Origin of the sequence: Acinetobacter sp. ACIN00229 (assembly GCF_016106645.1) — a bacterium.
Classification (GTDB): Bacteria; Pseudomonadota; Gammaproteobacteria; order Pseudomonadales; family Moraxellaceae; genus Acinetobacter; species Acinetobacter oleivorans.
Genome location: NZ_JADWOM010000017.1, coordinates 68604 through 95039, shown reverse-complemented (window position 1 = coordinate 95039; position 26436 = coordinate 68604). Strand labels below are relative to the sequence as shown.

23 protein-coding genes and 1 pseudogene are annotated in these 26436 nt (G+C 40.1%); 9 read left to right on the top strand and 15 right to left on the bottom strand.

Annotated features, from left to right (window positions below):
* The first annotated feature begins 3 nt into the window (after positions 1 to 3).
* A complete protein-coding gene (locus I7H67_RS15600) occupies positions 4 to 1581 on the top strand; it encodes an aldehyde dehydrogenase (NADP(+)) (protein ID WP_151767574.1) in 1578 nt (525 codons plus the stop codon).
* 82 nt (positions 1582 to 1663) lie between these two features.
* Here I7H67_RS15600 and I7H67_RS15595 read toward each other — a convergent pair whose 3' ends face one another.
* Complete coding sequence (locus tag I7H67_RS15595) at positions 1664 to 2284, bottom strand: TetR/AcrR family transcriptional regulator (RefSeq protein ID WP_198308263.1); 621 nt, start codon at positions 2282 to 2284, stop codon at positions 1664 to 1666.
* A gap of 166 nt (positions 2285 to 2450) precedes the next feature.
* Here I7H67_RS15595 and I7H67_RS15590 point away from each other — a divergent pair, with 166 nt between their 5' ends.
* Together I7H67_RS15590 and I7H67_RS15585 are read left to right on the top strand one after the other, a co-directional pair.
* Positions 2451 to 4028, top strand: a complete 1578-nt coding sequence (locus tag I7H67_RS15590; protein WP_198308262.1) for an MFS transporter — start codon at positions 2451 to 2453, stop codon at positions 4026 to 4028.
* Positions 4025 to 5110, top strand: a complete 1086-nt coding sequence (locus I7H67_RS15585) for an HlyD family secretion protein (protein WP_198308261.1) — start codon at positions 4025 to 4027, stop codon at positions 5108 to 5110. Before I7H67_RS15590 ends, I7H67_RS15585 begins: the two co-directional genes overlap by 4 nt.
* Before the next feature lie 78 nt (positions 5111 to 5188).
* Here the strand turns inward: I7H67_RS15585 and I7H67_RS15580 are convergent, their stop codons facing one another.
* The 6 genes from I7H67_RS15580 to I7H67_RS15555 all read right to left on the bottom strand — a co-directional run bounded on the left by I7H67_RS15580 (position 5189) and on the right by I7H67_RS15555 (position 11632).
* Positions 5189 to 6445, bottom strand: coding sequence for an OprD family outer membrane porin (locus tag I7H67_RS15580; RefSeq protein ID WP_198308260.1), 1257 nt, complete (start codon positions 6443 to 6445; stop codon positions 5189 to 5191).
* A gap of 78 nt (positions 6446 to 6523) precedes the next feature.
* A complete protein-coding gene (locus tag I7H67_RS15575) occupies positions 6524 to 7867 on the bottom strand; it encodes an MFS transporter (protein ID WP_198308259.1) in 1344 nt (447 codons plus the stop codon).
* A 111-nt stretch (positions 7868 to 7978) separates the two neighbouring features.
* Positions 7979 to 8680 (bottom strand): fumarylacetoacetate hydrolase family protein, encoded by a 702-nt coding sequence (locus I7H67_RS15570; protein WP_191017430.1) that lies wholly within the window; start codon positions 8678 to 8680, stop codon positions 7979 to 7981.
* Positions 8681 to 8711: 31 nt separating this feature from the next.
* Positions 8712 to 9350, bottom strand: coding sequence for a maleylacetoacetate isomerase (gene maiA, locus I7H67_RS15565; protein WP_005305574.1), 639 nt, complete (start codon positions 9348 to 9350; stop codon positions 8712 to 8714).
* Positions 9347 to 10567, bottom strand: coding sequence for a 3-hydroxybenzoate 6-monooxygenase (locus I7H67_RS15560; RefSeq protein WP_013197795.1), 1221 nt, complete (start codon positions 10565 to 10567; stop codon positions 9347 to 9349). The genes maiA and I7H67_RS15560 overlap by 4 nt, the downstream gene beginning before the upstream one ends.
* 27 nt (positions 10568 to 10594) lie before the next feature.
* Positions 10595 to 11632, bottom strand: a complete 1038-nt coding sequence (locus tag I7H67_RS15555; protein ID WP_013197794.1) for a cupin domain-containing protein — start codon at positions 11630 to 11632, stop codon at positions 10595 to 10597.
* A gap of 154 nt (positions 11633 to 11786) precedes the next feature.
* Between I7H67_RS15555 and I7H67_RS15550 the strand changes: the two genes are divergently transcribed.
* Complete coding sequence (locus I7H67_RS15550; protein ID WP_005305581.1) at positions 11787 to 12680, top strand: LysR family transcriptional regulator; 894 nt, start codon at positions 11787 to 11789, stop codon at positions 12678 to 12680.
* Positions 12681 to 12781: 101 nt separating this feature from the next.
* On the opposite strand, the gene I7H67_RS15545 is transcribed toward I7H67_RS15550, so the two are convergent.
* The 3 genes from I7H67_RS15545 to I7H67_RS15535 form a co-directional block, all read right to left on the bottom strand.
* Positions 12782 to 14173: an amino acid permease gene (locus I7H67_RS15545; protein WP_005305585.1), complete on the bottom strand. Its 1392-nt coding sequence runs from the start codon at positions 14171 to 14173 to the stop codon at positions 12782 to 12784.
* Between the two features lie 109 nt (positions 14174 to 14282).
* Positions 14283 to 15848, bottom strand: a complete 1566-nt coding sequence (locus tag I7H67_RS15540) for a CoA-acylating methylmalonate-semialdehyde dehydrogenase (protein ID WP_198308258.1) — start codon at positions 15846 to 15848, stop codon at positions 14283 to 14285.
* Positions 15849 to 15902: 54 nt separating this feature from the next.
* On the bottom strand, positions 15903 to 17285 hold the full coding sequence (locus I7H67_RS15535) for an aspartate aminotransferase family protein (RefSeq protein WP_198308257.1): 1383 nt from the start codon (positions 17283 to 17285) through the stop codon (positions 15903 to 15905).
* 96 nt (positions 17286 to 17381) lie between these two features.
* On the opposite strand from I7H67_RS15535, the gene I7H67_RS15530 reads away from it, so the two are divergent.
* Positions 17382 to 18299: a LysR family transcriptional regulator gene (locus I7H67_RS15530; RefSeq protein WP_198308256.1), complete on the top strand. Its 918-nt coding sequence runs from the start codon at positions 17382 to 17384 to the stop codon at positions 18297 to 18299.
* Here the strand turns inward: I7H67_RS15530 and I7H67_RS15525 are convergent.
* The 3 genes from I7H67_RS15525 to I7H67_RS15515 form a co-directional block, all read right to left on the bottom strand.
* On the bottom strand, positions 18296 to 18484 hold the full coding sequence (locus I7H67_RS15525; protein WP_016138054.1) for a type II toxin-antitoxin system Phd/YefM family antitoxin: 189 nt from the start codon (positions 18482 to 18484) through the stop codon (positions 18296 to 18298). The genes I7H67_RS15530 and I7H67_RS15525 overlap by 4 nt on opposite strands.
* Before the next feature lie 60 nt (positions 18485 to 18544).
* Positions 18545 to 19813, bottom strand: coding sequence for a DcaP family trimeric outer membrane transporter (locus tag I7H67_RS15520; RefSeq protein ID WP_198308255.1), 1269 nt, complete (start codon positions 19811 to 19813; stop codon positions 18545 to 18547).
* A 156-nt stretch (positions 19814 to 19969) separates the two neighbouring features.
* Complete coding sequence (locus tag I7H67_RS15515; protein WP_151283108.1) at positions 19970 to 20647, bottom strand: RraA family protein; 678 nt, start codon at positions 20645 to 20647, stop codon at positions 19970 to 19972.
* 199 nt (positions 20648 to 20846) lie between these two features.
* Here I7H67_RS15515 and I7H67_RS15510 point away from each other — a divergent pair, with 199 nt between their 5' ends.
* Both I7H67_RS15510 and I7H67_RS15505 read left to right on the top strand, forming a co-directional pair.
* Positions 20847 to 21836: a hydroxyacid dehydrogenase gene (locus I7H67_RS15510; RefSeq protein WP_198308254.1), complete on the top strand. Its 990-nt coding sequence runs from the start codon at positions 20847 to 20849 to the stop codon at positions 21834 to 21836.
* A gap of 75 nt (positions 21837 to 21911) precedes the next feature.
* Positions 21912 to 23231, top strand: a complete 1320-nt coding sequence (locus I7H67_RS15505; RefSeq protein WP_198308253.1) for an MFS transporter — start codon at positions 21912 to 21914, stop codon at positions 23229 to 23231.
* A gap of 61 nt (positions 23232 to 23292) precedes the next feature.
* On the opposite strand, the gene I7H67_RS15500 is transcribed toward I7H67_RS15505, so the two are convergent.
* Positions 23293 to 23991 carry an IclR family transcriptional regulator gene (locus tag I7H67_RS15500; protein ID WP_013197779.1) on the bottom strand — a complete coding sequence of 233 codons (699 nt, stop codon included), beginning with the start codon at positions 23989 to 23991 and terminating at the stop codon, positions 23293 to 23295.
* 207 nt (positions 23992 to 24198) lie between these two features.
* Positions 24199 to 24555 (bottom strand): annotated as a pseudogene (locus I7H67_RS15495) (alpha/beta fold hydrolase); the annotation flags it as partial.
* Positions 24556 to 24844: 289 nt separating this feature from the next.
* Between I7H67_RS15495 and I7H67_RS15490 the strand changes: the two are divergent.
* Both I7H67_RS15490 and I7H67_RS15485 read left to right on the top strand, forming a co-directional pair.
* Complete coding sequence (locus tag I7H67_RS15490; protein ID WP_198308252.1) at positions 24845 to 25417, top strand: isochorismatase family cysteine hydrolase; 573 nt, start codon at positions 24845 to 24847, stop codon at positions 25415 to 25417.
* Positions 25417 to 26430, top strand: coding sequence for an FUSC family protein (locus tag I7H67_RS15485; protein ID WP_198308251.1), 1014 nt, complete (start codon positions 25417 to 25419; stop codon positions 26428 to 26430). The genes I7H67_RS15490 and I7H67_RS15485 overlap by 1 nt, the downstream gene beginning before the upstream one ends.
* Positions 26431 to 26436 lie beyond the last annotated feature (6 nt).

The following is a 26436-nucleotide window of genomic DNA, read 5'->3' as shown; positions in this document are numbered from 1 at the left end:
ATTATGACCATTATCGGACACAACTTTATTGGCGGTTCACGTAGTGCACAAAGTTCCACTTTACTAAAAAGTGTCAATGCAACGACTGGCGAAACTTTGCCTTATGAATTTCACCATGCAACCGAACAGGAAATCAATCAGGCTTGTGACGCAGCAAGTCAAGCCTTTAAGACTTACCGTCATACATCACCTGAACAGCGCGCTGCCTTTTTAGAAAACATTGCTGACGAACTCGATGCATTAGACATAGATTTTCTAGAAATTGTTTCCCAAGAAACTGCTTTACCGCTGGCACGTTTGCAAGGTGAGCGTGGCCGTACCAGTGGACAAATGCGTTTGTTTGCTAAAGTTTTGCGCCGTGGTGACTTCTTAGGGGCCCGTATTGATACTGCCTTACCTGAGCGTCAGCCTTTACCTCGCCCAGACTTGCGTCAGATTAAAATCGGTGTTGGTCCTGTTGCGGTCTTTGGGGCAAGTAATTTCCCCTTAGCATTCTCAACTGCGGGTGGTGACACTGCTTCGGCACTGGCAGCAGGTTGCTCTGTAGTGGTGAAAGCTCATAGCGGACATATGGCGACAGCCGATTTTGTAGCTCAGGCAATTGAACGTGCTATAGAAAAATCAAATATACCTAAAGGTGTATTTAACATGATCTATGGTAATGGTGTCGGTGAACCTTTAGTGAAGCACCCTTTAATACAGGCTGTAGGTTTTACAGGTTCACTTCGTGGTGGTCGCACTTTATGTGATATGGCCGCAGCCCGTCCACAACCGATTCCCGTATTTGCTGAAATGAGCAGCATTAACCCGATGCTGATGTTGCCAGAAGCATTAAAAAACCGTGGTGAAAAAATTGCACAGGATTTAGCAGATTCAGTTGTTTTAGGCTGTGGTCAGTTCTGTACCAATCCGGGTTTAATTTTAGGCATTAAATCAGCCGAGTTTACTCAGCTCATTAGTAACCTGACTGAAATTATGGGCGCTAAGCCTGCGCAAACTATGCTCAATGCCGGAACTTTAAAAAGTTATACCGCTGGTCTTGAGCATTTAACGGAGCATCAAGGTATTAAGCATTTGGCAGGTCAAACCCAGCAAGGCAATCAGGCGCAGCCGCAACTGTTTAAAGCGGATGTTGAGTTGTTACTGGCAGGTGACCAACTTTTACAAGAAGAAATCTTTGGGCCAACTACAGTCATCATTGAAGTTGAAGATAAAGCCCAACTCATTCAAGCCCTACAAAGCATGAATGGTCAGCTGACTGCGACTTTAATTGCCGACGAAGCAGACTTAACTGAATTTGCAGATGTGGTTCCAGTGTTAGAAGAGAAAGCTGGGCGATTACTTATAAATGGCTATCCAACAGGTGTTGAAGTGTGTGATGCCATGGTACACGGTGGACCATATCCAGCCACTTCAGATGCCCGAGGAACTTCTGTTGGAACCTTGGCAATTGACCGTTACTTAAGACCTGTGTGTTACCAAAACTATCCGCAGAGTTTATTGCCAGAAGCTTTAAAAGACAGCAATCCATTGCAAATTTTAAGGTTGGTGAATGGTGAGATGACTAAAGCAGCTATCTAATCAATTAAAAAAAAGAGACCACTAGCTGGTCTCTTTTTAACTTCTACATTCAGAGCTGATAAATAGAATAAAATTCCCAAAATTAACCGGGTTTGTAATTTATATTTTTCATAAATAAATCAACTGCAAACTCAACCCAAGTACTAATTTCACTATCAGAAATTGCATAATTAGGATGTGTCAGACACTTTAGATGGGCATCACTTCGTAATAATGCCAAGAAGATATTTGCTGCTATATCAGCAGACGAATTTAACTCAATCTCTTTATTCTTTTGAGATTTTTCAAGATAACCCGCAATAATATTTGCAAGCTTTTGCGGACCTACTTCAAAGAATTTTTCAGATAACTCAGGAAATCTAACTGCTTCTGCAATACAAACTCTAAAAAATGCCAATCCTGAATGCGACAATATGAAACACAGATAGGTTTTTCCCATCTCGGTTAAAGCTGACCGTAAATTTTCAGCTTTTGTCTCGACTAAAATAATTTGCTCTTGCATGTTCCTGCATTGACGTTCAATCACCGCTGCAAACATCGCTTCTTTATTCTTATAGCAACCATACATTGTTGCTTTTGAAACCCCCGCTTCCTTTTGAATCATGTCGGTCGTTGTGCCACTAAAGCCGTGGATCAAAAAAAACTTTGTTGCTGCATCCAGAATTTTTTGATCTTTTTCATGAGCTTTAGTTGAAACTGACATATTGACCTTATAAAAATTTTAGCGATTTCGTTCTAAGTGTAACTCATCAAAAAGTTCAAAATCGAGAATTGACGGAAATTTAATTAGAGAGTAGAGTACCGATCGGTACAGTACAGCAAATATCTGCTCCGTGCAATGAATGGATGTTTAAGACTTAAGGTAAAAAATGAATACAAAGCCACTCATCGGTTTAGCAGGTGCAATTTTTGCTGCAATGACTGTTGAATTTAATAACCGAATCACGAGCATTACCTTAGTCGACATTCGTGGCGCGATGGGAATTAGTGTTGACTCTAGTTATTGGGTCAACAGTATTTACGCGAGTGCCATGATTATTGGCATGATTCTGTCTACCAGTTGGGCAGTCATTTTTTCTATGCGCAGAGTTCTGCTTTTTGCTATAGGACTCTGCCTCTTTTCTAGCGTTTTAATTCCTTTTAGTCCAAATATCGAAATATTTTATTTATTGCGTGGCTTACAAGGGCTCGCCAACGGCTTAACCATTCCTTTGCTCATGGCCTGTGCGCTTAGATTTTTAGGACCTGACATTCGGCTATGGGGCCTCGCCTGCTATGCATTAACTGCGACATTCTTTCCCAACTTAAGTGCCGCCCTCTCTGCGTTTTATTTAGATGTAATTGGCTGGAAAATGATATTTTTCCAAACCATTCCTTTTTGTGCGCTAAGTGCTGCACTGGTGTACTTTGGGATTCCCCAAGATCCATTGAATTATTCAAGAATAAAAACTTACGATTGGATGGGTGCCATTTTAGCGATTATTAGCTTAGCCAGCCTGAGCACCATGTTGTTGCATGGCAACCATTTAGACTGGTTCCATTCTCAATTAATTTGTGTATTAGCCTTAATTAGTGCAATTACTTTACCTTGGTTTTTCATACATGAATGGCGTTATCCGTCACCACTCATTAAACCGCAAATGCTCGAAATCCGAAATTTTGCCTACGCCGTTATTGCCCTGTTTTGCTTTGTCATTATTGGTATGTCCACCAGCACATTACCACTGAATTACTTAAGTGCTGTGCATGGCTATAAACCCACTCAGACCATGTGGATTGGCTTACAAATTGCGGCATTGCAATTTATCTATATTCCTATTGTTGTGAAGCTTTTAAATCAAGCTTGGGTGGATAGCCGATATGTTCACGGGTTTGGTTTACTTCTGGTCATTGCGGGTTGCCTAGGTGCAAGCCAACTTGATACTACATGGAATCAAGATCAGTTTTATTTTTGGCATGCAATCTCATGTTTGGGGCAAACCTGTGTCGTGCTCTCGCTCTTAATGATGGGAACAAACAGCGTTCACCCAACCATGGCAATTTATGCATCACCAATGATTAATACTCCGCGTGCGATTAGCGGTGTACTGGGTGTATGTATTTTGGATTGGATCAATCGAGTGCGTGGTGAATACCATTCAACACGATTAATTGAAAATACCGCCCAACATGTTTTCCAAAATATTCAAGGCCCTGTCATTAATCCACTTACTCCCCCTGTGCTTAACGCAAATGGTACAGACCATGTTTCAGGTGGTTTATCTGCCCTAAATTCTGCGATTCAAGCGCAACAATCTGTTTTAGTGATTAGCGATCAATATCTCATCTTAGCTGGCCTTACCGCTATTTTGTTCATCGTGATGTTGATTTTGCCAGTTCGAACTTATCCGCCACGTATTGCTCTCATTAAGTTAATGAATAGTCATAACTCAGGAAAATCTTTATGAGTACTCTCGAAGCCCAAGATACTATCCACACCGAACCACCTAAGTTAACAAAGGTGCAATATCTCAAAAAGCATTGGGTTATGGTTATTGCGTTCATTATTGTCTTAGCATCTATTTTGTGGGTTTTAAAACTTATATTTTTACCATCTTCGACTATTGAAACAGACGATGCGCGTGTGGATGTAGAATACTCAACCATTGCCCCTAAAGTATCTGGCAATATTGAAGAAATTTATATTAAAGATCATCAGACCGTAAAAAAAGGCCAACTTTTAGCAAGGATTGATGCACGTGATTATCAAGCTGCTTTGGCTGAGGCTGAATCGAATTATGCAAAAGCACAAGCTGACGTGAGTGAAGCGATGCTCGCAGTTGATAGACAACCGACTGTTATTCGAGAAACCGAAGCACAGCTGAGAAAAGTAGAAGCTGGAATCAAACTCACAAAAGATAATACGGCGCGTTATGAGCAACTACAGGCACTTGGAGCGGAGTCTAGATTAATTACACAGCAATCTAAGACGACTTTGACTGAACAATATGCTGACTTAGACAGTAGTAAAGAAAAAGTGATTGATGCACAGTATCAGCTCAACCAATACAAGATTCAGGTACAAGCCAAACAAGCTGCTCTTAAACAAGCACAAGCGGCACTTGATAAAGCAAAACTGAATTTGAGCTATACAGAAGTTCGTGCACCTATTGATGGCATGATTGGTCAAAAGTCAGCTAACGTAGGTAACTTTGTGAGCGCTGGTAATCCACTCATGGTGGTTGTGCCTTTAGACCAAGTCTATGTAGAAGCAAACTTCCGTGAAATTGAGCTAAAACAAATTAAGATCGGACAACCTGTTAATGTCTATGTAGATGCTTATAACGTTGAGCTAAAAGGCGTTGTAGATAGTTTCTCTCCATCTACTGGCGCATTTTTCTCTCCGATCTCTGCGACCAATGCGACTGGTAACTTTACCAAGATTGTTCAGCGTCTACCTTTACGAATCAAGCTTGTTGAAAATCAAAAAGACGTTAAATTATTACGTCCTGGTTTATCTGTTTTAGTCTCTATTGATACGAATAAATAGATAGTCTAGATTTCAAAATATGAGAGACAAAGAGACCATTTACGGTCTCTTTTTTAATGATGAACTTTAAAAACGTCTTTAAAACTTTTTGGTGTAGTTTACAAACAAGCGATCTTCGCCAAAATCATTGCCATGTTTTACGTTGTAATCAATACGAATGTATTGAAGAGCGACGCCTTTTAAGAATGGCTGTTGAAATGCATAGTTTAAAATCACATTCGACTCAGTTTCGTGGTTTTTCTCACCATTCGCTGCTTTGAAATCATGGCCGTAAACATATTTCACCATTGCATTTAGGCCCGGTACATAGTCTTTAAAGTCATAGCCGTACATGACATGGTAAGACTTTTCGTCTTCTTTAAAGAATCCGGTGGCATTCCAGTTAATGAAATAAGTCTCTGGCAAAAAGCCATCCGGTAGAGGGTAAGCCGACTCACCCATAATTTGTTGATAACCTAAACCAAAGGTATGATTTTTTACTTTGAGAGTTTCTAGCACCCCAATGTTTTGCGCATCAATATCAAAAGTATTGCCGTCATCCTTTGCATTGAAGTATTTAAACTTAGAGGTGAGGGCAAAATTAGGTTGTTTCCAATTATGCTCAAGTCCAACATAGTGTTTGTTGTAGAGGTCTTCCAAGTTACCAAAGTAGTATTCGCCCTTGAGTGACGGCGTAAATTGATAGCGCAGATCTATATAATTTAAACCATCAGATTCTTTAGTGACCCCATTTGATGTGAAAGAAAACTTTTTAAAATCTTCTTCATTTCGTGGTGAGACTTTTTCCACTCGGCCAATTTCAGCATAGAGCTGATCTGAAAGTTGCGACTTAAGATTGGTTCCCCAATAAGAGGCAAGTAATTGTCGGCTGGCATCCACAGCCGTTACGGGTAAATCTAGCCAGAGTTCACCGACACTTAAAAGGGTTTTGTCGTAGCCCAGTTTTAAAGTTGCACCGTATTTTAAAAAGTCGGATGCTTGTGACTGAGTTTCTTTATTAAAAGGCAAAACCGTGTCCGCAACGTGTTTGTCTGAACTCAAGCGAACGGCGTATTGAACAGAAGCATCGGCACCAATCGTAATGGGCTTATCTGCAATTTGCAGAGGGGTGTCATGCATTTTCGATTTATAAAATAGTGATGCTGCCTGAGACCAGCTACCAGTATCTTTGAGTGCATCATTATCAAAATTACGGTTAATATAGGCGTTTTTTAAAGTGAATTTCCATTCATCTTCGCTTTGTTGAGCTGTATCTGCTGCCCACAACAATGAATGACCACTACAGATAAATAAAAGAGTAGAAAACTTTAAATATGGTGTTTTTAAATATTTCATGAAACAAATCATCCTTTAATTATTGTCTGCGCCATCCTTTGGTACAGACATATATTTGTTCAGTGGAATCGTGTTATCTCAATTCGAAGTGACTAAAACTTGAGACCGATTTTTCTTTAAACGTTTAATGAGTAACAACGAAACCGCGGCACAAAATGCAGGTATCGCTAAAATACTTAAAATTTCAAAACTGGAGAGATTTAACGACATTAACCAGCCGCCCATAATCGATCCCACAATCGAACCTGAGCGTCCTACTGCATTGGCCCAACTTACCCCTGTTGCACGACAATGTGTTGGATAAAAACTAGATGCAAAAGCATTTGCTCCCACTTGAGAACCACTAATTCCTGCACCTACCCCAAACATAGCAAACATCAATAAAGCCGTATTTGCCTGTTCAATTCCAAACCCTAAACAAATCAGGAAAAAACCACCAAAAACATAAGCCGTACTTAAAATTTTGGTTGCATCCATCTTATCCATTAGTAGGCCTAAGACAATCGCACCAATGGTTCCACCTATTTGGAAAATTGAAGTAAGCCATGATGCGTTGGATAAATTAAAGCCTTCATTGGTCAATAAAGTAGGCATCCAACTTGAAATCATATAAATAATGAGAAGGCTCATAAAAAAGGTAAACCAAATCAAAAAGGTGCCTAGAGCAAAGCCTTTATTAAACAAGTCTTTCAAGCTTGATTTTTCGACTTCATTGACTGTTGGAACCAACGTAGGAATACGATTTAAATGCGGTGCGATACGGTGAATAATCTTTTCAATTTTTTCGGTGCTCTTCTTTTTAAGCACTAAAAATCGAATAGATTCAGGTAATAAAAAATATAAGAAAGGTACGGTCGCTAAAGGCAACACTCCCCCAATGAGCAAAATACCGTGCCAACCAATATGAGGAAGTAGCTGAGCCGAAAAAATACCACCAAGAGCAGAACCCACTGTAAAGCCACAAAACATCATGGTTACAAGATTAGAGCGACGAGATGTAGGCGCATATTCAGAGGTTAAAGTAATTGCATTGGGTAAAGCCCCACCTAAACCCAAACCAGTTAGAAATCTCCAAATAATTAGGGTTTGTAAATCTGCTGAAAAAGAGGCAAAAACACTGGCAATTCCAAACATAATCACCGAACCAATCAAAATCGGTTTACGGCCTAATTTATCGGATAACGGTCCAAAAATGAGTGCACCTGCCATCAGTCCAAATAAGCCAGCGCCAAATAAAGGTGCCAAATCAGTTGCTTGCAACCCCCATTCTGCCTTTAAAGCAGGTGCAATAAATCCAACTGCTGCAGTATCAAAACCATCAATCGCAACAATCAAAAAACACAACCACATGATTAATTTTTGCAAAGACGATAGCGGTATTTCATCAATGAAACTTTGTACGTCTATAGAATTTTGAGACATGAGAGCTCCTTTCGCCAATACATTGGCGTATATGCAATCCTTAGCAAAGGTGCCCAACTGTATTTTTTATTTAGGTTGAGCACCTATTTCAATAAATCAGTTCAATTTGATTTATTTCACATTCACCGTAATTCCAGTCAGTCCAGTAATGTCTGCACGCATAACATCACCTTTCACTACAGCACCCACGCCTTCTGGAGTTCCTGTAAAAATCAAATCACCTGCTTTTAATTCAAATAACGTAGATAAATTGGCAATCGTTTCGGCCACAGACCAAATCAGGTGACTGACATCGCTGTGCTGTTCAGTTTTACCATTTACCGTTAAATGAATATCGGCATTATTGATTTCACCCGTTTGAGTAATCGGATGAATTGGGCCAACTGGTGCAGAAAAATCAAAAGCTTTACCGATTTCCCATGGGCGACCTTTTTCACGCATTGCCATCTGTAAGTCACGGCGGGTCATATCTAAACCGACGGCATAGCCATAGATATAGTTCACTGCATCCTCAACCGAGACATTCTTGGCATCTTTACCAATTGCAACGACTAATTCGATTTCATAATGAAAATTTGAAGTTTCAGATGGATATGGAATATCAACCGCATCTGTATTTACCGGAACAATCGACTCAAGATCATTTGGCTTACAAAAGAAAAATGGTGGTTCACGGTCTGGGTCAAAACCCATTTCACGTGCATGAGCAGCATAATTACGGCCGACACAATACACACGGCGTACTGGAAATTTATGCGCTGAGCCGTGAATAAATAGACCCGCAGTGGTCATTGGTTCAAAAATAAATGACATGTTAAATTCCTTCTATTAAGTTAATCACGACTCAAAATGCGTCAGCCTGCTGTTCAGGTGCTGCTTTTTGAAATGCTTCTAAGGTCATGCAATGTTGATAAATTTCATTAATGTTTGGATAAGCCGATAAATCGACTTTAAAACGCTCGGCAGAAACGACTTGTGGAACTAAATAAGCATCTGCAATGGTCGGTTGCTTGCCATAGCAGAACTTTTCGCGATTCTGGTCTTGTTCCAAAATATGCTCCAAAGCCGTAAACCCATCCTGAATCCACTTAGCACACCATGCATTGATTTGTGCCTCATCCAGCCCTAAGTTCTGGCGTAAATATTCAAGAACACGTTTGTTGTTTAAGGGGTGAATGTCACACCCAACTAAAGCAGCAATGGCGCGGACTTTTTCACGACCCAATGCATCTGTAGGCAATAAAGCTGGTTCGGGATATTGTTCTTCTAGCCATTCGATAATGGCTGGACTTTGCAACAAGTTCCCCGATTCAGTTTCAAGTACTGGTACAAACCCTTGCGGATTTAAGGCTTTAAAAGCAGCTTGATGGTGTTCATTTTTAGCGAGCGAGATATAAGTTGCTTCGTAAGCCAAACCCTTTAGGTTCAACACAATGCGAGTTCGATGCGATGTACCGCTACGGAAAAAGCTATAGAGTTTCATGCTACATTTCCTTGATAATTTTTCACTGCATCAAGGCAGTTATTGACATTCCAGCCATATAACCATTCCATTGCATCATAAAAACGTTCAGTAGGACGTCCACGCCACAAATCGTTTCGAACCAAGCGTTGTACACCTTTGGCATGGTAAATTTTGCCCATTTCACGTGAAGACAAAACAATACGTGCTGTACGTGCCACACGTGCTTTTTGGTAAATATCAAAAGCTTTTAAAATGTCATGGTCGGTAACACGTAACGCTTCACCTAAAGTTACGGCGTCTTCCATCGCCATACATGCACCTTGCGCCATATATTGCGTGGTTGGATGTGCTGCATCGCCAAGTAATGTCACACGGCCAAAAGTCCATGTTTCAATCGGTTCACGGTCTGCAGTTGCCCAGCGGCGCCAACTTTTAGGTAACTCAATCAATTGACGAGCTTTCGGGCAAATTCCTTGAAAATAAGACAGCACTTCTTCTTTAGAGCCGTCGGTTACACCCCACTGTTCTTGCTCACGACTATGGAACGTCACCACAACGTTATATTCCTTTCCGCCGCGTAGTGGATAATGCACAAGGTGACAATTTGGTCCGACCCAAATACTGGCTGCATTCCATTTCAAGTCTTCAGGAAACTCGCTTTCAGGTACAACAGCACGGTAAACCACATGACCTGTAACTAATGCAGGGTCACCCACATAGGTATCACGCACAACGGATTTAACCCCGTCAGCACCAATAAGTGCCTGACCATGATATTGCTTACCATGTTGATCGGTAATCGTTACGCCAGCATCATCTTGGTCAACTTTTTGAATATGACAATTAGTGATAATTTCCAAGTTGCCGTATTGTTTAGCACCTTCGACCAATGAACCATGAATATCGGCACGGTGAATCACCGCATATGGGTTACCGAAACGTTCACGGAATTTTTCATCGGTTGGAATTTTGCCAACCTGATATTCATCAATCGCATCATGCATAACCATATAGTCGGTATAGACTGCTTTACTGCGAGCAATCTCACCAATTCCTAGCGCATCAAAGGCATGAAATGCATTCGGCCCTAGTTGAATACCTGCACCGATCTCACCAATTTCAGGTGCTTGTTCAAAAACCTGTACCTTAAAACCTTGTTTTGCCAAAGCGAGTGCAGCTGCAAACCCACCAATGCCGCCACCAGCAATTAATATCGGTTGTTGAGTATTTGACATGATTTATATCCTTATAAAATATTCTATTTACTGGCGCTCACGCACAGAGTACAAACCCAGTTTCCGTTGTAAGGGCGCTTCATCTGCAATAAACAAATAGCATGGTTGATCAGAGGTATTGATTAAATCAATATGAGAAAAACATGGCGCACATGCCGTATCAGCATTATTTAAATTGAAATCTTTCTGATCAATTTTGACTTGGAGCTGACCATCAATCACATGAAAAATTTGGGCAGTAGAGCGCGGTTGGAGCTGTAACGTTTCATTTGGTCTGAGCATTAAAGCGGAGTAACCAATAATATTTTGACAGTCATCGCCGGTTTCAGGATTGATGTAAGTCACCTGAATTGGTGCTTGATGATTTTCATCATCTGCAAGTGCATGCAAAACTTTTTTGGTTTCTTTCCAAGAGTAACGCATGATCGGATACGAGGCATTTTCACGGGTAAAATGTGCTGTTGGTACGATGCCCGTTCCATAATGATGAGCATTTCCGGCACTGGTCACTTTTTGGATTTCACCCGGTTGTACATAAGAAGCTTCCATGTAATAAACCAAAGGTAAATCCAGTACATCTAACCAGATCACAGGCTCATCGCCATCATGTCCATGTTCATGCCACAGCCCTGATGGTGTAAGGATTAAATCCCCATGCTCCATCATGCATTTTTGACCTTCAACCGTCGTATATGCACCTTCACCCTCAACAATCAGACGTACTGCATTTGGGGTATGTCGATGTGATGGTGCCCACTCTTTTGGCAACAAAAGCTGCATGCCAAGATACATAACCGAACTGGCTTTCATATTTTCCAGACCATGTCCGGGATTTGCTAAAACCAATACACGGCGTTCAGCTTTTTCAATTGGTGTTAACTCACCTGCTTCGAGCAATAAAGGTTTAATATTCTGAAAATACCAAGCGGTTGCTACGGTCTGCGGCATCGGTTTATGCGGAGGTAATACATTGCGTAAACTTGGCCATAAAGGGACTAAATTTGATTCTTCAAGTTGACCAAGATAACGTTTCGGTAAGTCATCTAGCGTTGCTAACTGTTCCATTTCAGATCCTCTATTTAAGGCCAATTGGTACAAGAATGCTTTGTACTTTTACGGCCTATTCTTCCTTGATCATCAATGTAACAATCGAAAATTGTTGAATCCATGCACAAAAAACAATAGTCTGTATTGATAAAATCAATACAAGGAAATTAAAGTGTTTGATCTTGATACTCGGCTTTTACAAATTTTCTTTGAAATTTATAAACATAGTAGTGTGTCTAAAGCTGCCGAACAGCTTGAAATTGGACAACCAACTTTGAGTATTGCTTTAAATAAATTACGTGAGCATTTTCAGGACCCACTTTTTGTCCGTATTGAAAATAAGATGCAACCTACTGAGTTATCTAAACAAATATATCCGCTGGTTGTAGAAATTCTGAACCGACTAAAACTGGTTCAAAACTACAATATTGAATTCGATCCACTGACTTCAAATTATCAATTTAAAATCAGCATGACTGATATTAGCCATCTGGTTTTATTACCTAAACTGATCAATTATTTACGTGCCCATGCGCCTAACATTCGCTTGGAAATTGTCCCCATTGATGCCAATACACCAATCATGATGTCAAATGGCGATATTGATTTAGCCATTGGTTTTTTACCTCAGCTCGAAGCAGGTTTTTATCAGCAAACACTTTTCCAGCAACGTTATATTTGTATTGCCAGTAAAGAACACCCGAGGCTTACAGGCACAACGCTTTCAGACCAAGAATTTCGCCAAGAACTACATGTCGATATTTTTGCAACGGGTGGACACTACGTGCTGGAGCATGAGTTACAAAAACTGGGAGTAAACCGAAATATTCTGGTTCGTTTGCCAAGCTATTTAGGGGTTGGCTTGGTTGTTCAAGACACCGACGCGATTGCGACTATTCCTCATTATTTAAGTCAGGTGCTTTTAGTCAGAGGTGGCTTAAAAGTTTTAGAACCGCCTTATCATTTTCCGACTTATAGCGTAAAGCAGCATTGGCATGCACGAGTTCATCAAACACCAAGCAACCAATGGTTAAGAAGAGTATGTTTTGAACTTTTTTCTGAATAGAAAATTTAAACAGACATCATTAAAAATCTAATAAAAACAAAAAGACTTTGCATAGATGAATAAAATTTCACTAGACAAAGTCTTTATAAACTCTTTTTTAATTAATCTAAATTCATGGCAACCGATCTGGTTGCTTTACGCTTTCGCGTGACAAACAACCCGCAAATGACCACCAATAAAGTTACGCCTAAAGATAAAGTGGTTTCATAACTATAGGTTGGAGATAAGAACATATAACCTAAAACAGTCATAATCACTAAAATCACAAACCAAGTTAACCAAGGGAACAGCCACATTTTAAAAGATATAGCTGCGCCCTCTTTTTCCAATTTATGTCTTAAACGTAATTGTGAAAATGCAATCACAAGGTAAACGAGTAAAGCAATTGAGCCTGTGGTGGATAGCAAGAATCCAAAGACTTGACCTGGGAACATATAGTTAACCGCACAGCAAATCACGCCAACCAAAGTCGATAAAAACACAGCTGAAGTCGGTACGCCTGCTCTATTAATTTTTGTCACAACACTCGGTGCTTCGTGGCGTGTACCTAAAGCAAATAACATTCGAGATGAGGTATAAACTGCGGCATTCATACAGCTTGCAACCGCAATAAAAACGACGGCATCCATAATCAGTTTAGTCTCAGGTACATTTAAACTCATTAATACAAACTGGAAGGTACCAAATTTTTGTAAGTCTGGTGAACGCCAATCGACCAAAGCAACTGCAAGGAAAATAGAAACAACAAAGAATAAAATAATTCGATAAAGTACTAAATTCGTTGCACGTTTAATTTTTTCTTCTGGATTTTTAGATTCTGCCGCTGCAATAGAAAGAATTTCTATTCCAAAAAATGAAAATGCTGAGATTAAAATTGCTGATAAAACACCGCCCATTCCGTGTGGCATAAAACCACCATTTGAAAATAGGTTGCCAACCCCACTGACATTTGTTGCTAAAGGCCACATTCCAAATACGGCCATTGCTCCAATGATAATAAATACTACAATCGCAATGACTTTAATGAGTGCAAACCAAAACTCAAATTCACCAAAGCTTTTGGTACTAAAAAAGTTAGCTAGACTGAGTAAAATAATAAAGGCAAATGCATAAACGGCACTAGAAATTTGCGGAAACCAAGCATGTAAAATTTCAGCTCCAGCAATGGCTTCAATTGGAATCACCAACACCCAAAACCACCAATATAACCACCCAATGGTAAACCCAGCCCAAGGGCCAATGGCTTTACGGGCATATGTAGAAAATGAACCTGTATCGGGTTGTGCGACCGCCATTTCACCCAGCATGCGCATAACCAGAAAAACTAAAATACTTGTAATTATATAAGCGAGTACGGCAGCAGGCCCTGCTTTAGCAATTGCCGCAGAAGAGCCTACAAATAAACCTGCACCAATAACGCCACCAATACTAATCATGGTGACATGTCGATTAGAAAGTCCTTCACTTAATTTTATTGTTTTATCATTGTTCATATTCGATTCCTTCAAATTGACAAACTGATTTTAAAACCGTCTTAAAAATGTACTTCTCCAACTTGTACGAAACAAAAAAGGGAAAATCAGAGTTTTCCCTTTTTATTGATTAATTTAATGTAGGCATCGCAAATTGTTTGGCTTCACGAAGCTGAGTTGAAGGCCAACGTTGGGTAATGGTTTTACGGCGTGTATAAAAACGCACACCATCTGGACCATATGCATATAAATCACCGAACAATGAACGCTTCCAACCACCAAAGCTATGATATGCAACTGGTACAGGTAATGGCACATTAACCCCAACCATACCAACTTGAATATTGCTAGTAAAATAACGTGCGGCTTCGCCATCACGAGTGTAAATACACGTTCCATTACCATATTCATGGTCATTAATCAGTTGCATTGCATCTTGCATGGTTTGTACACGAATGACCTGTAAAACAGGGCCAAATATTTCTTGCTGGTAACTTGTCATGTCTGGTGAAACTTGGTCAATTAAAGTCGGCCCAACAAAAAAACCGTTTTCATAACCTGCCGGTTTTGCATCACGACCATCTACAACAATTTTAGCACCTTGTTGCTCTGCACTTTGAATAAAAGCTTGTACTTTGTCTTTATGTGCTTGCGTAATGAGCGGTCCGAAGTCATTACGCTCATTTGCATAGTGCCCAAACTTCAATTGTTTCATTTCTTGTTTTAATTTTTCGATCACAATATCAGCAACTTCATCACCAATAGCAACTGCGACTGATAACGCCATACAACGTTCGCCAGATGAACCAAATGCAGCACCTAATAAAGAAGTCACGACGTTATCAATATCGGCATCAGGCATAATAATCGCATGATTTTTTGCTCCGCCTAAAGCTTGGCAGCGCTTACCACTCGCCGTTGCCGTACGGTATATGTACTCTGCAATAGGCGTTGAACCAACAAAGCTAACCGCTTGAATTTTATGATGATGTAGCAACGTATCAACCGCCTCTTTATCGCCATTTACAACGCTAAAAACACCATCAGGTAAGCCTGCTTGTTTTAAAAGCTCCGCTAGAAATAAAGCAGCCGAAGGCGCTTTTTCCGAAGGTTTTAAAATAAAACAGTTACCGCAAACTATTGCCATTGGGAACATCCACAACGGAACCATTGCAGGAAAGTTAAACGGTGTAATACCTGCAACTACACCTAGCGGTTGGAACTCGCTCCATGAGTCAATATCTGGACCTACATTTTTTGAATATTCACCTTTTAAAAACTCAGGCGCACCACATGCATATTCAACATTTTCAATGCCACGTTGTAATTCACCTTTAGCGTCGTGGCAAATTTTTCCGTGTTCTTCACCAATGAGTTGGCAAAGCTTGTCAGCATTTTCTTCAAGTAATTGCTTGAATTTAAACATCACACGCGCACGTTTAATCACAGGTGTATCACGCCATGCAGGAAAAGCCTGCTCTGCAATTTGAACCACTTTGTTGACCAGTTCTGCATCTGCAAGTGCAACTTCTTTTGTACTCTCACCTGTCGCTGGGTTATAAACAGGTTGTTTTTTGGTGGTTTTGGTGACGAGTCCACCATCAATAAAATGCCCTACTACTTTAACGGTTTGCTGACTTGAATCGGTGGCTGTATTGGCAACCGTGTTACTGTCAAAATTCTCTAAAGTGTTCATCTTGATTCCTTGTGTCTATTCATCTTTTCCAGTTAAGTTCTAAGTCGATCAGTGTTATTTCACTTGATAAATTGCCTCACCCACGGCATTCATGAGTCGTTGCAACTCTGCCTCTGTACTATTAAACATTGGACCAAACTGAAGCGTATCTCCGCCAAAACGGACATAGAAACCCGCTTTCCAAAGTTGCATGCCAATTTCAAAACCACGAATCGTCGCATCGCCATCACGCGGTGCTAATTGCACAGCACCAATCAGCCCGCAGTTGCGTATATCAAGAATGTTTGGAGCACCTTTTAACTCATGTAAAAGCTTTTCAAAACTTGGAGCTAAAGCAGCCGATTGATGGATTAAATTTTTCTTTTCTAAAACATCGAGTGTTGCTAAAGCAGCCGCACAAGCCACCGGATGCGCCGAATAGGTATAGCCATGGGTAAACTCAACCGCATGTTCAGGTAAATCTTGCTGCATAAAGGCATCATAAATTTCATGGCTTGCCACCACGCCACCCAGTGGAATAGCGCCGTTAGTAATTTGTTTAGCAAAATTTAAAATATCTGGCGTAACATCAAAATATTCTGAAGCCGTCCATTTACCCATCCGCCCAAAACCAGTAATGACTTCGTCAAAAATAAGTAAGATATCGTGTTGATCGCAGATTTCTCTTAAGCGTTTTAAATAACCAGTCGGCGGCACAATACATCCTGCCGAGCCAGAAACAGGCTCTACAATAACGGCAGCAATATTCGAAGCATCATGTAGCTCAATTAACTTAAGCATTTCATTGGCAAGCTCTACGCCACCAGTTTCAGCACAGCCTTTAGTAAAACTTAAATCGGGTTGTAAGGTATGCGGTAAATGGTCTACATCCATAAGCTGACCAAACATTTTACGGTTACCACCGATACCACCAAGACTTGTCCCCGCAACGTTTACACCATGGTAGCCACGTGCGCGACCAATCAACTTGGTTTTGCTTGGTTTGCCTTTAATTCGCCAATAGGCACGCGCCATTTTAATTGCGGTGTCGGCAGACTCTGAACCTGAGTCGGTAAAGAACACATGCTGCAATTTTTCAGGCATAAGCTGAATAATTCGTTCAGCCAATTGAAACGACAATGGATGACCAAACTGGAATGCTGGTGAGTAATCCAGCTTTGCCAACTGAGTACTTACGGCTTGCTGAATTTCAGGAAGCGTATGCCCAGCACCACACGTCCATAGACCTGATAATGAGTCATAGACCTCACGGCCATTGCTATCAATTAAATATGATCCTTTAGCACCGACAATCATCCGTGGATCTTTATGGAAATTACGATTTGCAGAAAATGGCATCCAATGCGCTTGATAATTTAAGCTCATCTGAGCATTTGATTGAACGGTTTCCGATGCTGCATCGTCATCAGTTAATTTGTCGATATCAAACATAATCACTCTTCTTGTTTTGAGGCTATTTTTTGAGTGTACAGAGCGATATAGTTTTGATAAATTCAAATTATCTTGAGTTTAGATTTAAAAAAACAAAACTAAATGAAACCTAAAAAATTAAATCAAGTCACTGATTTTGATATTAAATTACTTAAAGTATTTAAAACGGTTTGTGACTGTCACAGCTTTACATCTGCCGAAAGTATTCTTGGCATTAGTCGTTCTGCAATTAGTTTGCATATGAGCGATTTAGAAAATCGTCTGGGCATTCGGCTATGCCAACGTGGCCGCGCAGGGTTTGCATTAACTGATGAAGGTCGTGAAATTTTAGAATATATAGAAGTGCTCACCGCTTCTATCGAAGACTTTCGCTCTAAAGTTAATCAAATGCACAACCGTCTAAAGGGTGAGTTTAATATAGGTATTATTAATAACCTTGTGACCATGCCAAGTGGCTACATTACCAATACGCTGGCACAACTCGCCGAAGAACATTCTGAAGTGATCATTAACATTAGCATGAGCACCCTTTCAGATATTGAGTGCCGTGTGCTAGACAACCGTTTACATGCGGGAGCAATTCCCCTTGTGACTCCGCTGTCTGGCCTAGACTATTTTGATTTATATAGCGAAAGTTCATTTTTATATTGCGGTAAAAACCATCCCTTGTTTGGTAAATGTAGCAAGATGGATTTAGAGGAATTAAAAAAATGGCAAGCTGTACTTCCTAATTATGCAATCACACCTGAAGCAGCAAAGTTGCATCAGCTTTTAGACTGTAAAGCGACAGCAAGTGACCGTGAAGGAATTGCATTTTTGATTTTAACCGGAAAATTCTTGGGTTTTTTACCCGACCACTATGCAAAAAAATGGGTTGAAGATGGTTTTATGCAAGCCGTTTCAAAGGAGAAAATGCATTACAGCACACCCATTTGCTTAATTACTCACAAAGGCAAAAACCATAATATTATTTTAAAAACTTTTATGGAGATGCTTGAGAAGCGGATCGTGGGGAGTTAAAAATCTTTGTTTTTTAATTTATTAAGCTCAAACATCGCATTTTTATATTCAAGATATGCCTTTTCACTGATTAGAACCACAGAGTCTTTCTCTTTTCGTGTAATTTTTACGGCGTAACCTAACAGCACTCTTTCCATGACTTTTGAAAATTGTGATCTTGCATTTGCATAATTAATTTGTTCCACAATATTAGTCCTAATCAGATAAAAGAAAGCCACTTTGATATTAAAGTGGCTGTGATTACATTAAAAATTGTATCGACCTAATAAATTGATTCGAGACAACTTTCCTTCTAAATCTGAAAAAGTTTCTCTCTTGCCATAGGTATATTCAACACCAAGATCGAGTTTCTCTACAGGCGTCCAAAATAAATTGACGCTTGCATTGATTAGCCTTTTATTTTGATCAGGGTTATTTTCTGAAAAATTTGAATCTTTATAGATAAGGCTACCAGCGGACAAAGAAGAGCGTAAATTTTCATTCCATTTACGCATATACCCTAACTCGACAGAATCAAATTCACTTAAATACATTCGATTTTGATCAAAGTAGTACGCATCATTATCTTTTGAATACAGCATGTAACGGTTATCACCCGCTATGTGATAGTAATTAAATACAAGTGAGTCATTTTCAGAAAGCTTATACTTTGTGCCTAATCCAGCACCCCAAGCAAGTTTAGTTTGCTCTTCATTCGTATCAGAGATTGCTCGATTTTCATGAAGCATACCGTGCAATTGAACCAAAAAATCTGGATTCTTAAATTCATATCGCATGGTTAATGCAGGAAAACGGCTGCCGCCTTCTACATTTTTATTTTCAACATCACCGCCTTCCAAAGCGACTAATAATTTTTGTTTGGCATCAACAACGTGCTGATAACGGATTTGGATATTACGCTGAGTTCCTGTACCCATCGCGCCTGTAAAATCAACCAAACTTGGAGCTGTATCACTATTCACAAAAGGTGAAGTCGTTTGGCCAATCAACCAATTTCCTAATGAAATATAAGCATGTCTAACCCGAACAGAACCATTACCGTTATCTCCGCCACTTCCCATAAAATCGGCTTCTAGCTTTCCAACCAAATCTCCTTTCGAGGTCGGCTTGACAATATCCACCCCTACACGTGAAGTTGCAGCAGAAACATTTAATGATTTACTTGGTGAGTTTGAATTGTCTAATGGTATTGACCCTGTTTTATTCGCAATTGAACGCGTTGAACCTTCAAAATCATATGCGGCATCAACCCGTATATTTCCATAAAATTTAATTTTAGTTTGGTCAGCCGTAACGGGCATTTCGGTGTTTGATGTTTTGTTTTGAACCAAATCAGGTACTTTGTTTAATCCATTATTTTTATTTAAATTCTGCTGCTCCATCAAATAATCTATTTGCTGTTGTAATTTAATTATTTTTTCATTTAGCGCTGAGTTATCTTCGCTTTCAGCTTGGGCTTGCTGCAATGTAATGCTCATTAATAACGATAAATAAATAATCCCTTTACGTTTCATGTCCTTTTCCTTTAGACGAAATTATCTAGACCAAATTGAAATTTCCTATTTTTCAATTAGCGACCTAATAATTATTGAGTTAACTTTAAAGAGGCTAACGAAGCTCAATCATTGACTTCGCTAGTTTTGTTCCTGCTCGAATATTTTTGAATGACCTTATTCGGGTAATTCACATCCTTTTTGTTTTAAGCTGTTGATCACCCAGCTCCGGTCATTTTCACCTACGGCGATTTGCTCTAATTGCTTTTGTTCAGCGGCATGTTTGGCACTTGCCTTCAGATAAACTTCTTCTACTTCTGCATACGGCACGCTTAAAAGCCCATCTTCATCCCCTAAAATCAAGTCTCCCGGTTCAATTACCATTCCATTGATTGCGATAGGGACATTAATTTCCCCCGGTCCGTCTTTATAAGGTCCTCGATGTGAAACTCCTGCCGCAAAAAGTGGAAAATCTCCCTCTCCAATTACAACTGAATCACGTATCGCGCCATTAATAACAATGCCCGCTATACCTTTTTTAATGGCATAAGCAACCATCATCTCTCCAATTAATGCATTGGTTAGATCGCCACCTGCATCAACCACAATGACATCTCCCGCTTGGGCGATATCAATAGCGTAGTGCAACATCAAGTTGTCACCCGGACGCGCCTTAACAGTAATGGCAGGTCCACAAAGATATCCCTTTTTATGCATTGGTCTTAATTGAGCCCCACCTGAAGTCATTCGATTCATTGAGTCACTGACATTAGCGACTGGTAGATCTCGATATTGCTCAATCCATTTTTGCTCAACTTTTCTGTCGTTTTTTAGCACTCTAAAACCAATTGCCATAACTTTTCCCTTACATCAGTTTTCTTGTGCAAATTAATATGACAGTATTTTTTTGAAATATCATTTCATTTTTAAATTTAATTTAACTAAAATTCACCCAATTTTTAAATTTAATTTTTACTATTGACTATTTTTTTGAAATGTCGTTTTAATAATATGAATTATTAAGGACGTATTTTGTTCAAAATACTTAAATGGAGTGCAAGTCAAAATGAAACGTAAAGTTCTTATCACGGGGCCAACATTAACTTCAGATGCGTTACTGTATGCTACCGCCCATGATATTCAGTTGATTCCAACTGAACCCTACATGGCAAAAGATGAAATGGAAAAACTCATCCATGATGAACAACCTGATGCGATCATTGTTCGAACAGGCAAACTTTCTAGGGATATGATTTTTGCTTCAGATAATTTAAAAGTCATTGCAAAACATGGTGTTGGCTTTGACACAATCGACACTCAAGCTGCTGCTGAACGAAAAATTCCTGTCACTATTGCAGTAGGCGCAAATGCACAATCTGTTGCCGAACACGCTTTTGCACTCATGTTTAATGTTGCTCGACAAGTCACATGGTTAGACCAACGTATTCGAGAAGGTCATTGGGACAAAGCAAGTGCAAATGGTGTGGAGCTTTATGGCAAAACGTTGGGCTTAATTGGTTTAGGGGCCATCGGTAGCATACTCATGAAGTTAGTGGCTCCCTTAAACATGAAAGTAAAAGTATATGATCCGTTTCTACAAAATCTGCCAGAGCTTGATTATGTAGAACAAGAGCATGACTTTGAAAAACTCTTAGAAACCAGTGACATTATTAGCCTACACTGTCCACTCACAGCAGAGAATAGACACTTATTTTCTCATGCCCAATTTGAAAAGATGAAACGCTCAAGCATCTTAATTAATACAGCACGTGGTGAATTAATTGATCAAGCTGCATTAGTTGATGCACTAAAAAATAATAAAATTGCTGGTGCAGGTTTAGATACTTTTTCTTCAGAGCCACCTGAAAAAGATAATCCATTATGGGAATTACCTAATCTAGTTGTTACTCCTCACATAGGAGCAAACACAACAGATTCACGTAATCGCGTTGGTCTCTTAGCACTAGAACAGATTGTGAGTATTTGGGATGGTCAACTATTAAACCCACGAGCTATCGCTAACTGGAAGTTACTCAATAGCTAATCATGGAACTCAATTGTTTCTAAGCTTTTAGATGCGAGAACAATTAAAATATTGAATATAAAAAAGGATTTTTTTATGTCTACAGAATATTCTCAAGTAAGTGCGATAGAACGCGAAACGATGCGCAAGGTGGCATGGCGATTGCTGCCTTTTTTAACACTTTGTTATGTGATTGCTATTATTGATCGTGGCAATATTGGTATGGCTTCATTACAAATGAATGAAGACCTTGGATTAACAGCTACTGCCTTTGGTTTTGCCAGTAGCTTATTTTTCTTTGCATATTTTCTATTTGAAGTACCCAGCAACCTCGCCATGCAAAAATTTGGAGCAAAAGTATGGATTGCCCGAATTATGGTGACTTGGGGGGTAATTTCAGCTGCAACAGCATTCGTTGAAAGCTCCACATCGTTATATATTATGCGCTTTTTGCTAGGCGCTGCCGAGGCTGGTTTTTTCCCTGGCGTGATTTTATATCTAACTTATTGGTTGCCCGCCAATTATAGAGGCCGAATGATTGCTATATTTATGGTGGCAATTCCAGGTGCAAACTTTTTAGGTTCACCATTATCTGGTTTTTTGTTATCCCTAGATGGTTTGATGGGCATGCGCGGATGGCATTGGCTATTTATTTTAGAAGGTATTCCTGCGATTTTACTGGGCATCGCTTGCCTATTTGTACTCACAGATCGACCAGAACAGGCAAAATGGCTCAATAGCGAACAAAAAGCTTGGTTAGTTGAAAGACTACAATTTGAACGCCAACAAAAAACTCCGATTGGTCATATTTCACTATGGCAACTTCTAAAGAATAAATATATTTGGGCTATGATCATTATTTATTCTGGTGCTTCTGCTGCTGGAAGTACAATGAGTGTTTGGGCACCTCAATTAATTAAATCATTTGGTTTGAGTAATTTAGAAATCGGTTTAGTAAATGCGATTCCTTATGGCTTAGCTTCTATTGCCATGATTCTTTGGGGTCGTAGCTCAGATCGTAAAAATGAACGCCTTTGGCATACAGCAATCGCTCTATTAATGATCTCAATTGGTTTATTAATTGCTTTGTTCACGTCTTCACTTATTGGCACAATGTTTTTACTCAGTATCGTTTTAATTGGTGCTTATTCTGTGAAAGGTCCATTCTGGGCTTTAGCATCCTCATGGATGTCACCGACTACAACGGCGGCTGGACTAGCAGCAATTGGCGCATGCGCTAACCTGATTGGTGGCGGCATGATGGTGAATATCTATGGCGCAATCCATGATGCAACAGGAAGCCATGCTATAGCCCTACTTCCACTTGCAGCCTTAAATCTCGTATCGGCTATTATGGTTTTCATTATGTCTAGAAAGAAAGCCGTTTTGTTTAACCAACCACAAAGCACTTCGTAAATAACACGAATAAAAAAGGGGCTAAATCATTAGCCCCTTTTTTATATTTAAAATATTAGAATTAATTACGAATACTCTTACCACCTAAACTTTTCGTTAAATCATCTGCAATTTTGAAGAAAAAATCCCCGACAGATTTTGCAATTTCCGAAGTAAAACGACTTGATGGCCCAGAAACGACCAATGCGCCAACCACATCATTTTGAGCATCAAACACAGGCAATGCCATTGAAGCTGCGTGGGGTTCTGTTACACCCGTTGAATAAAAAGGATCAGTTCTTGATAAAACTTGTTCATGTGTTGACCGCAATGCTTGAGCACCTGCCGCACCATCCATTGGTCGAACTTCACCTGGCTGAATATGAACACGCAATCGATGGGTAGAGTTTATTCGATATTGGCAAAGGCGATATGCCCCATGTTTAACATAAAAAGAAGCTGTCTCACCAATTTCATCTACAAGTTGCTGTAAACAAGGCACAACATGTCGTTCTAAATCTAAAGCATCTTGATAAATTGTATTTAAACGCATGACTTCACTGGCAAGCGTATATCTGCCATCTGAAAGACGGTTAACAAAACCAAAATCTTCTAGCGAAACGATTAAGCGCATGATGGTTGCTTTATTTAATTCTGTTCTTTCAGCGAGTTCTGCTAGGGTTAAAGATTTATCACCTATTCTAAAAGCAGTTAACAAAGTTAAAAGGCGATCAGCCGATGCATTTCCGCTTGTTGCTGGGTGAGGTTTAATTTTAACCATGTTTTTCCTACAATAGCTTGATATCAATTTTAATGTATTGAATTAGGTTTTTAACTTTACCATATTTCTTATATTTTAATTTAATCTCTCAAGTGACCTTCGGTTTTTCTTTACCCAATCATATAAAGCTTAGTTCTTTCAGATATTTATCATAAGAATTCACAAACAGACCACTACACTGCTTTGCCTATATCAGGCATATTCAACTGTCAGCCCACGGAAAGTTTCTTTAGAATTAAGTCGAATAGCACTTAATTTTTGATTTTTTTGTTCCTCACTATCAGGGCTTAGTGAAGATGCTATTAAGATGAGTGCCTTAACTTTTTCAGGAAATTATTCCGCTATAGATCTGGCAATATATCCAAGTGAGAAACCAATCAGTACAAAGTTTTCAGGTACATTTTCAGCAATTTTTTGAACAATTTCCTTTATTGTGCATCCGTCTTTTAAAGTAGCACGAAATATTTTCCACTCTCTAGGCAAGACATTTACCAATTCATCCCAGAGAGACTCATCAAGCATAAAGCCAGAGATTAAAACAACAGAAAGAGATTTCTTATTCATAAATCAGTTAGCACCTTCTCCAATGTTCTTCAAAGGTCATTTAAACATACCTCCACATCAGACATATACGCTAACTTCGTTGGTACACATCTGTATTTTTAAATCTTAAATTTAAAGTAAAAAATACCTAATTACTTGCATACTGAAGTTCCTCAAGGACCACGCGCTGGCGCGTTATAGCTTCTTAGGAGATACAGGTAATATTTTACTATAATAATATAGCTATGTTATTATAGGTAAATGCCGTTTGAGGCTGCCAATTTATGTCATTAACCAGAGGCCATACATTGTGAATACTGCTCTGATCGCACTTGACTACATTTTAGATATTTCACATCCCGAAGGAAAAATTGCACGCTCAGCACAGCAAGTGCTGGAACGCAATGTCATCAGCCATGCCAATCGAGCATTGACGCTGGCACAACAGAAGGACTGGCTACGCATTCTGGTCAAGGTCGGCTTCGCCACTGGCTATGTTGACCAGCCCAAACACTCTCGTATGTTTGGCCAAGTAGATAAATTCGGTGCCCTAGCACTAGATCAGTCTGGCACAGCATTTCATCCCGATCTGGCGTCCGAATTGGGAGAATTAGTAATCATCAAACCACGCATTAGCGCCTTTTATGGCACCAACCTTGATGCTGTGCTGCGAGCACGAGGTATCGAGCGGTTGATTATCTGTGGTGTCAGCAGTACTTGGGCGGTACAAAGCACGGTACGCGATGCGCATGATCGAGATTATCAAGTATTGGTACTAGAAGAAGCTTGCGCGGCAGCTACGCTTGAAGAGCATCAGATATCGATGGAGACACTTGCTCACATCTCCGAAATTGTCACTCTAGAAAATCTAAAGGGTCGTTGATGCCTCAGGTGCTATCAGCATTAACATCAGAAATTGATCTGCGGTCATTAAAACGTGCTGCTTGGGTGTTAGCACCTTTGCTAGCACTCACATTACTGACGGGTGACACCAATTGGCTGAAAGCTTCTATCCTGACCATTTCACTCTTCATCACCTATGAAAGAACCGAATTGGCGCCGCTGGGTGTAGCATGCCAAGCCCTAGCCTTTTTGCTAGTATTTCTAGCGTTATTATTCGCCATGGGCCAACCCGTCATTTTTGTACTGGTATGTGCCCTGGTCGCGGCTGCGGCGGTGGGGGTATCAGCCTATGGAGGCAAGCTGAGGTCTCTTGGAAACTTCACCTTTATTCCTGCGCTCTATCTAGCATGTGAGACTGCGGAAGGAATCGCCCCAGCGCAATACTCCCAGCACGCTCTTGTGCTATTGCCCTTTCTGATGGTGGCTGTGCTGCCGGTGTCAGTGATCTCACTTGTTGAACATATACAAATCAGCCACGGTTTGCGTCATATATTTAGGTTGCATCGTACCGGTGATCTCGGTAGGCGAGCTGTATATGGCGAAGCTGTGGTGACTGTGTGCCTCGCCGTAGCGTCGGCTGCAGCAATTGTCGAGTGGCGCCAACTGGATTATGGTCAATGGGTGATCTGGTCAGCCACCAGCGTAGTGACTGGCGACATGGCAACAGCACGCCAGAAGTTGTATCAACGTGGAGCGGGAGCCTTGGTTGGCGTACCGCTTGGCATGCTGCTAGGCTATGCTATGCCACATAGCCTGCTGATGTATGAACTTTTAACCGTTACTGCCATGCTCACATTGGTGTCTTTCTCACACTATATATTGGGTTTTGGTGCTCGCTGTGCCTGCATCGCCAGTGCGATGATAGTAGTTGGCCAAACTCCAGATATCGCCGCAGAACGAGTACTCAATGTATTACTAGGAGGAGGTATCGGTCTGCTGTTCGTTTTTTTGCTGCATGTCGTCATTGCTATCAGAACCCGCGCTCATATATAACGCTAA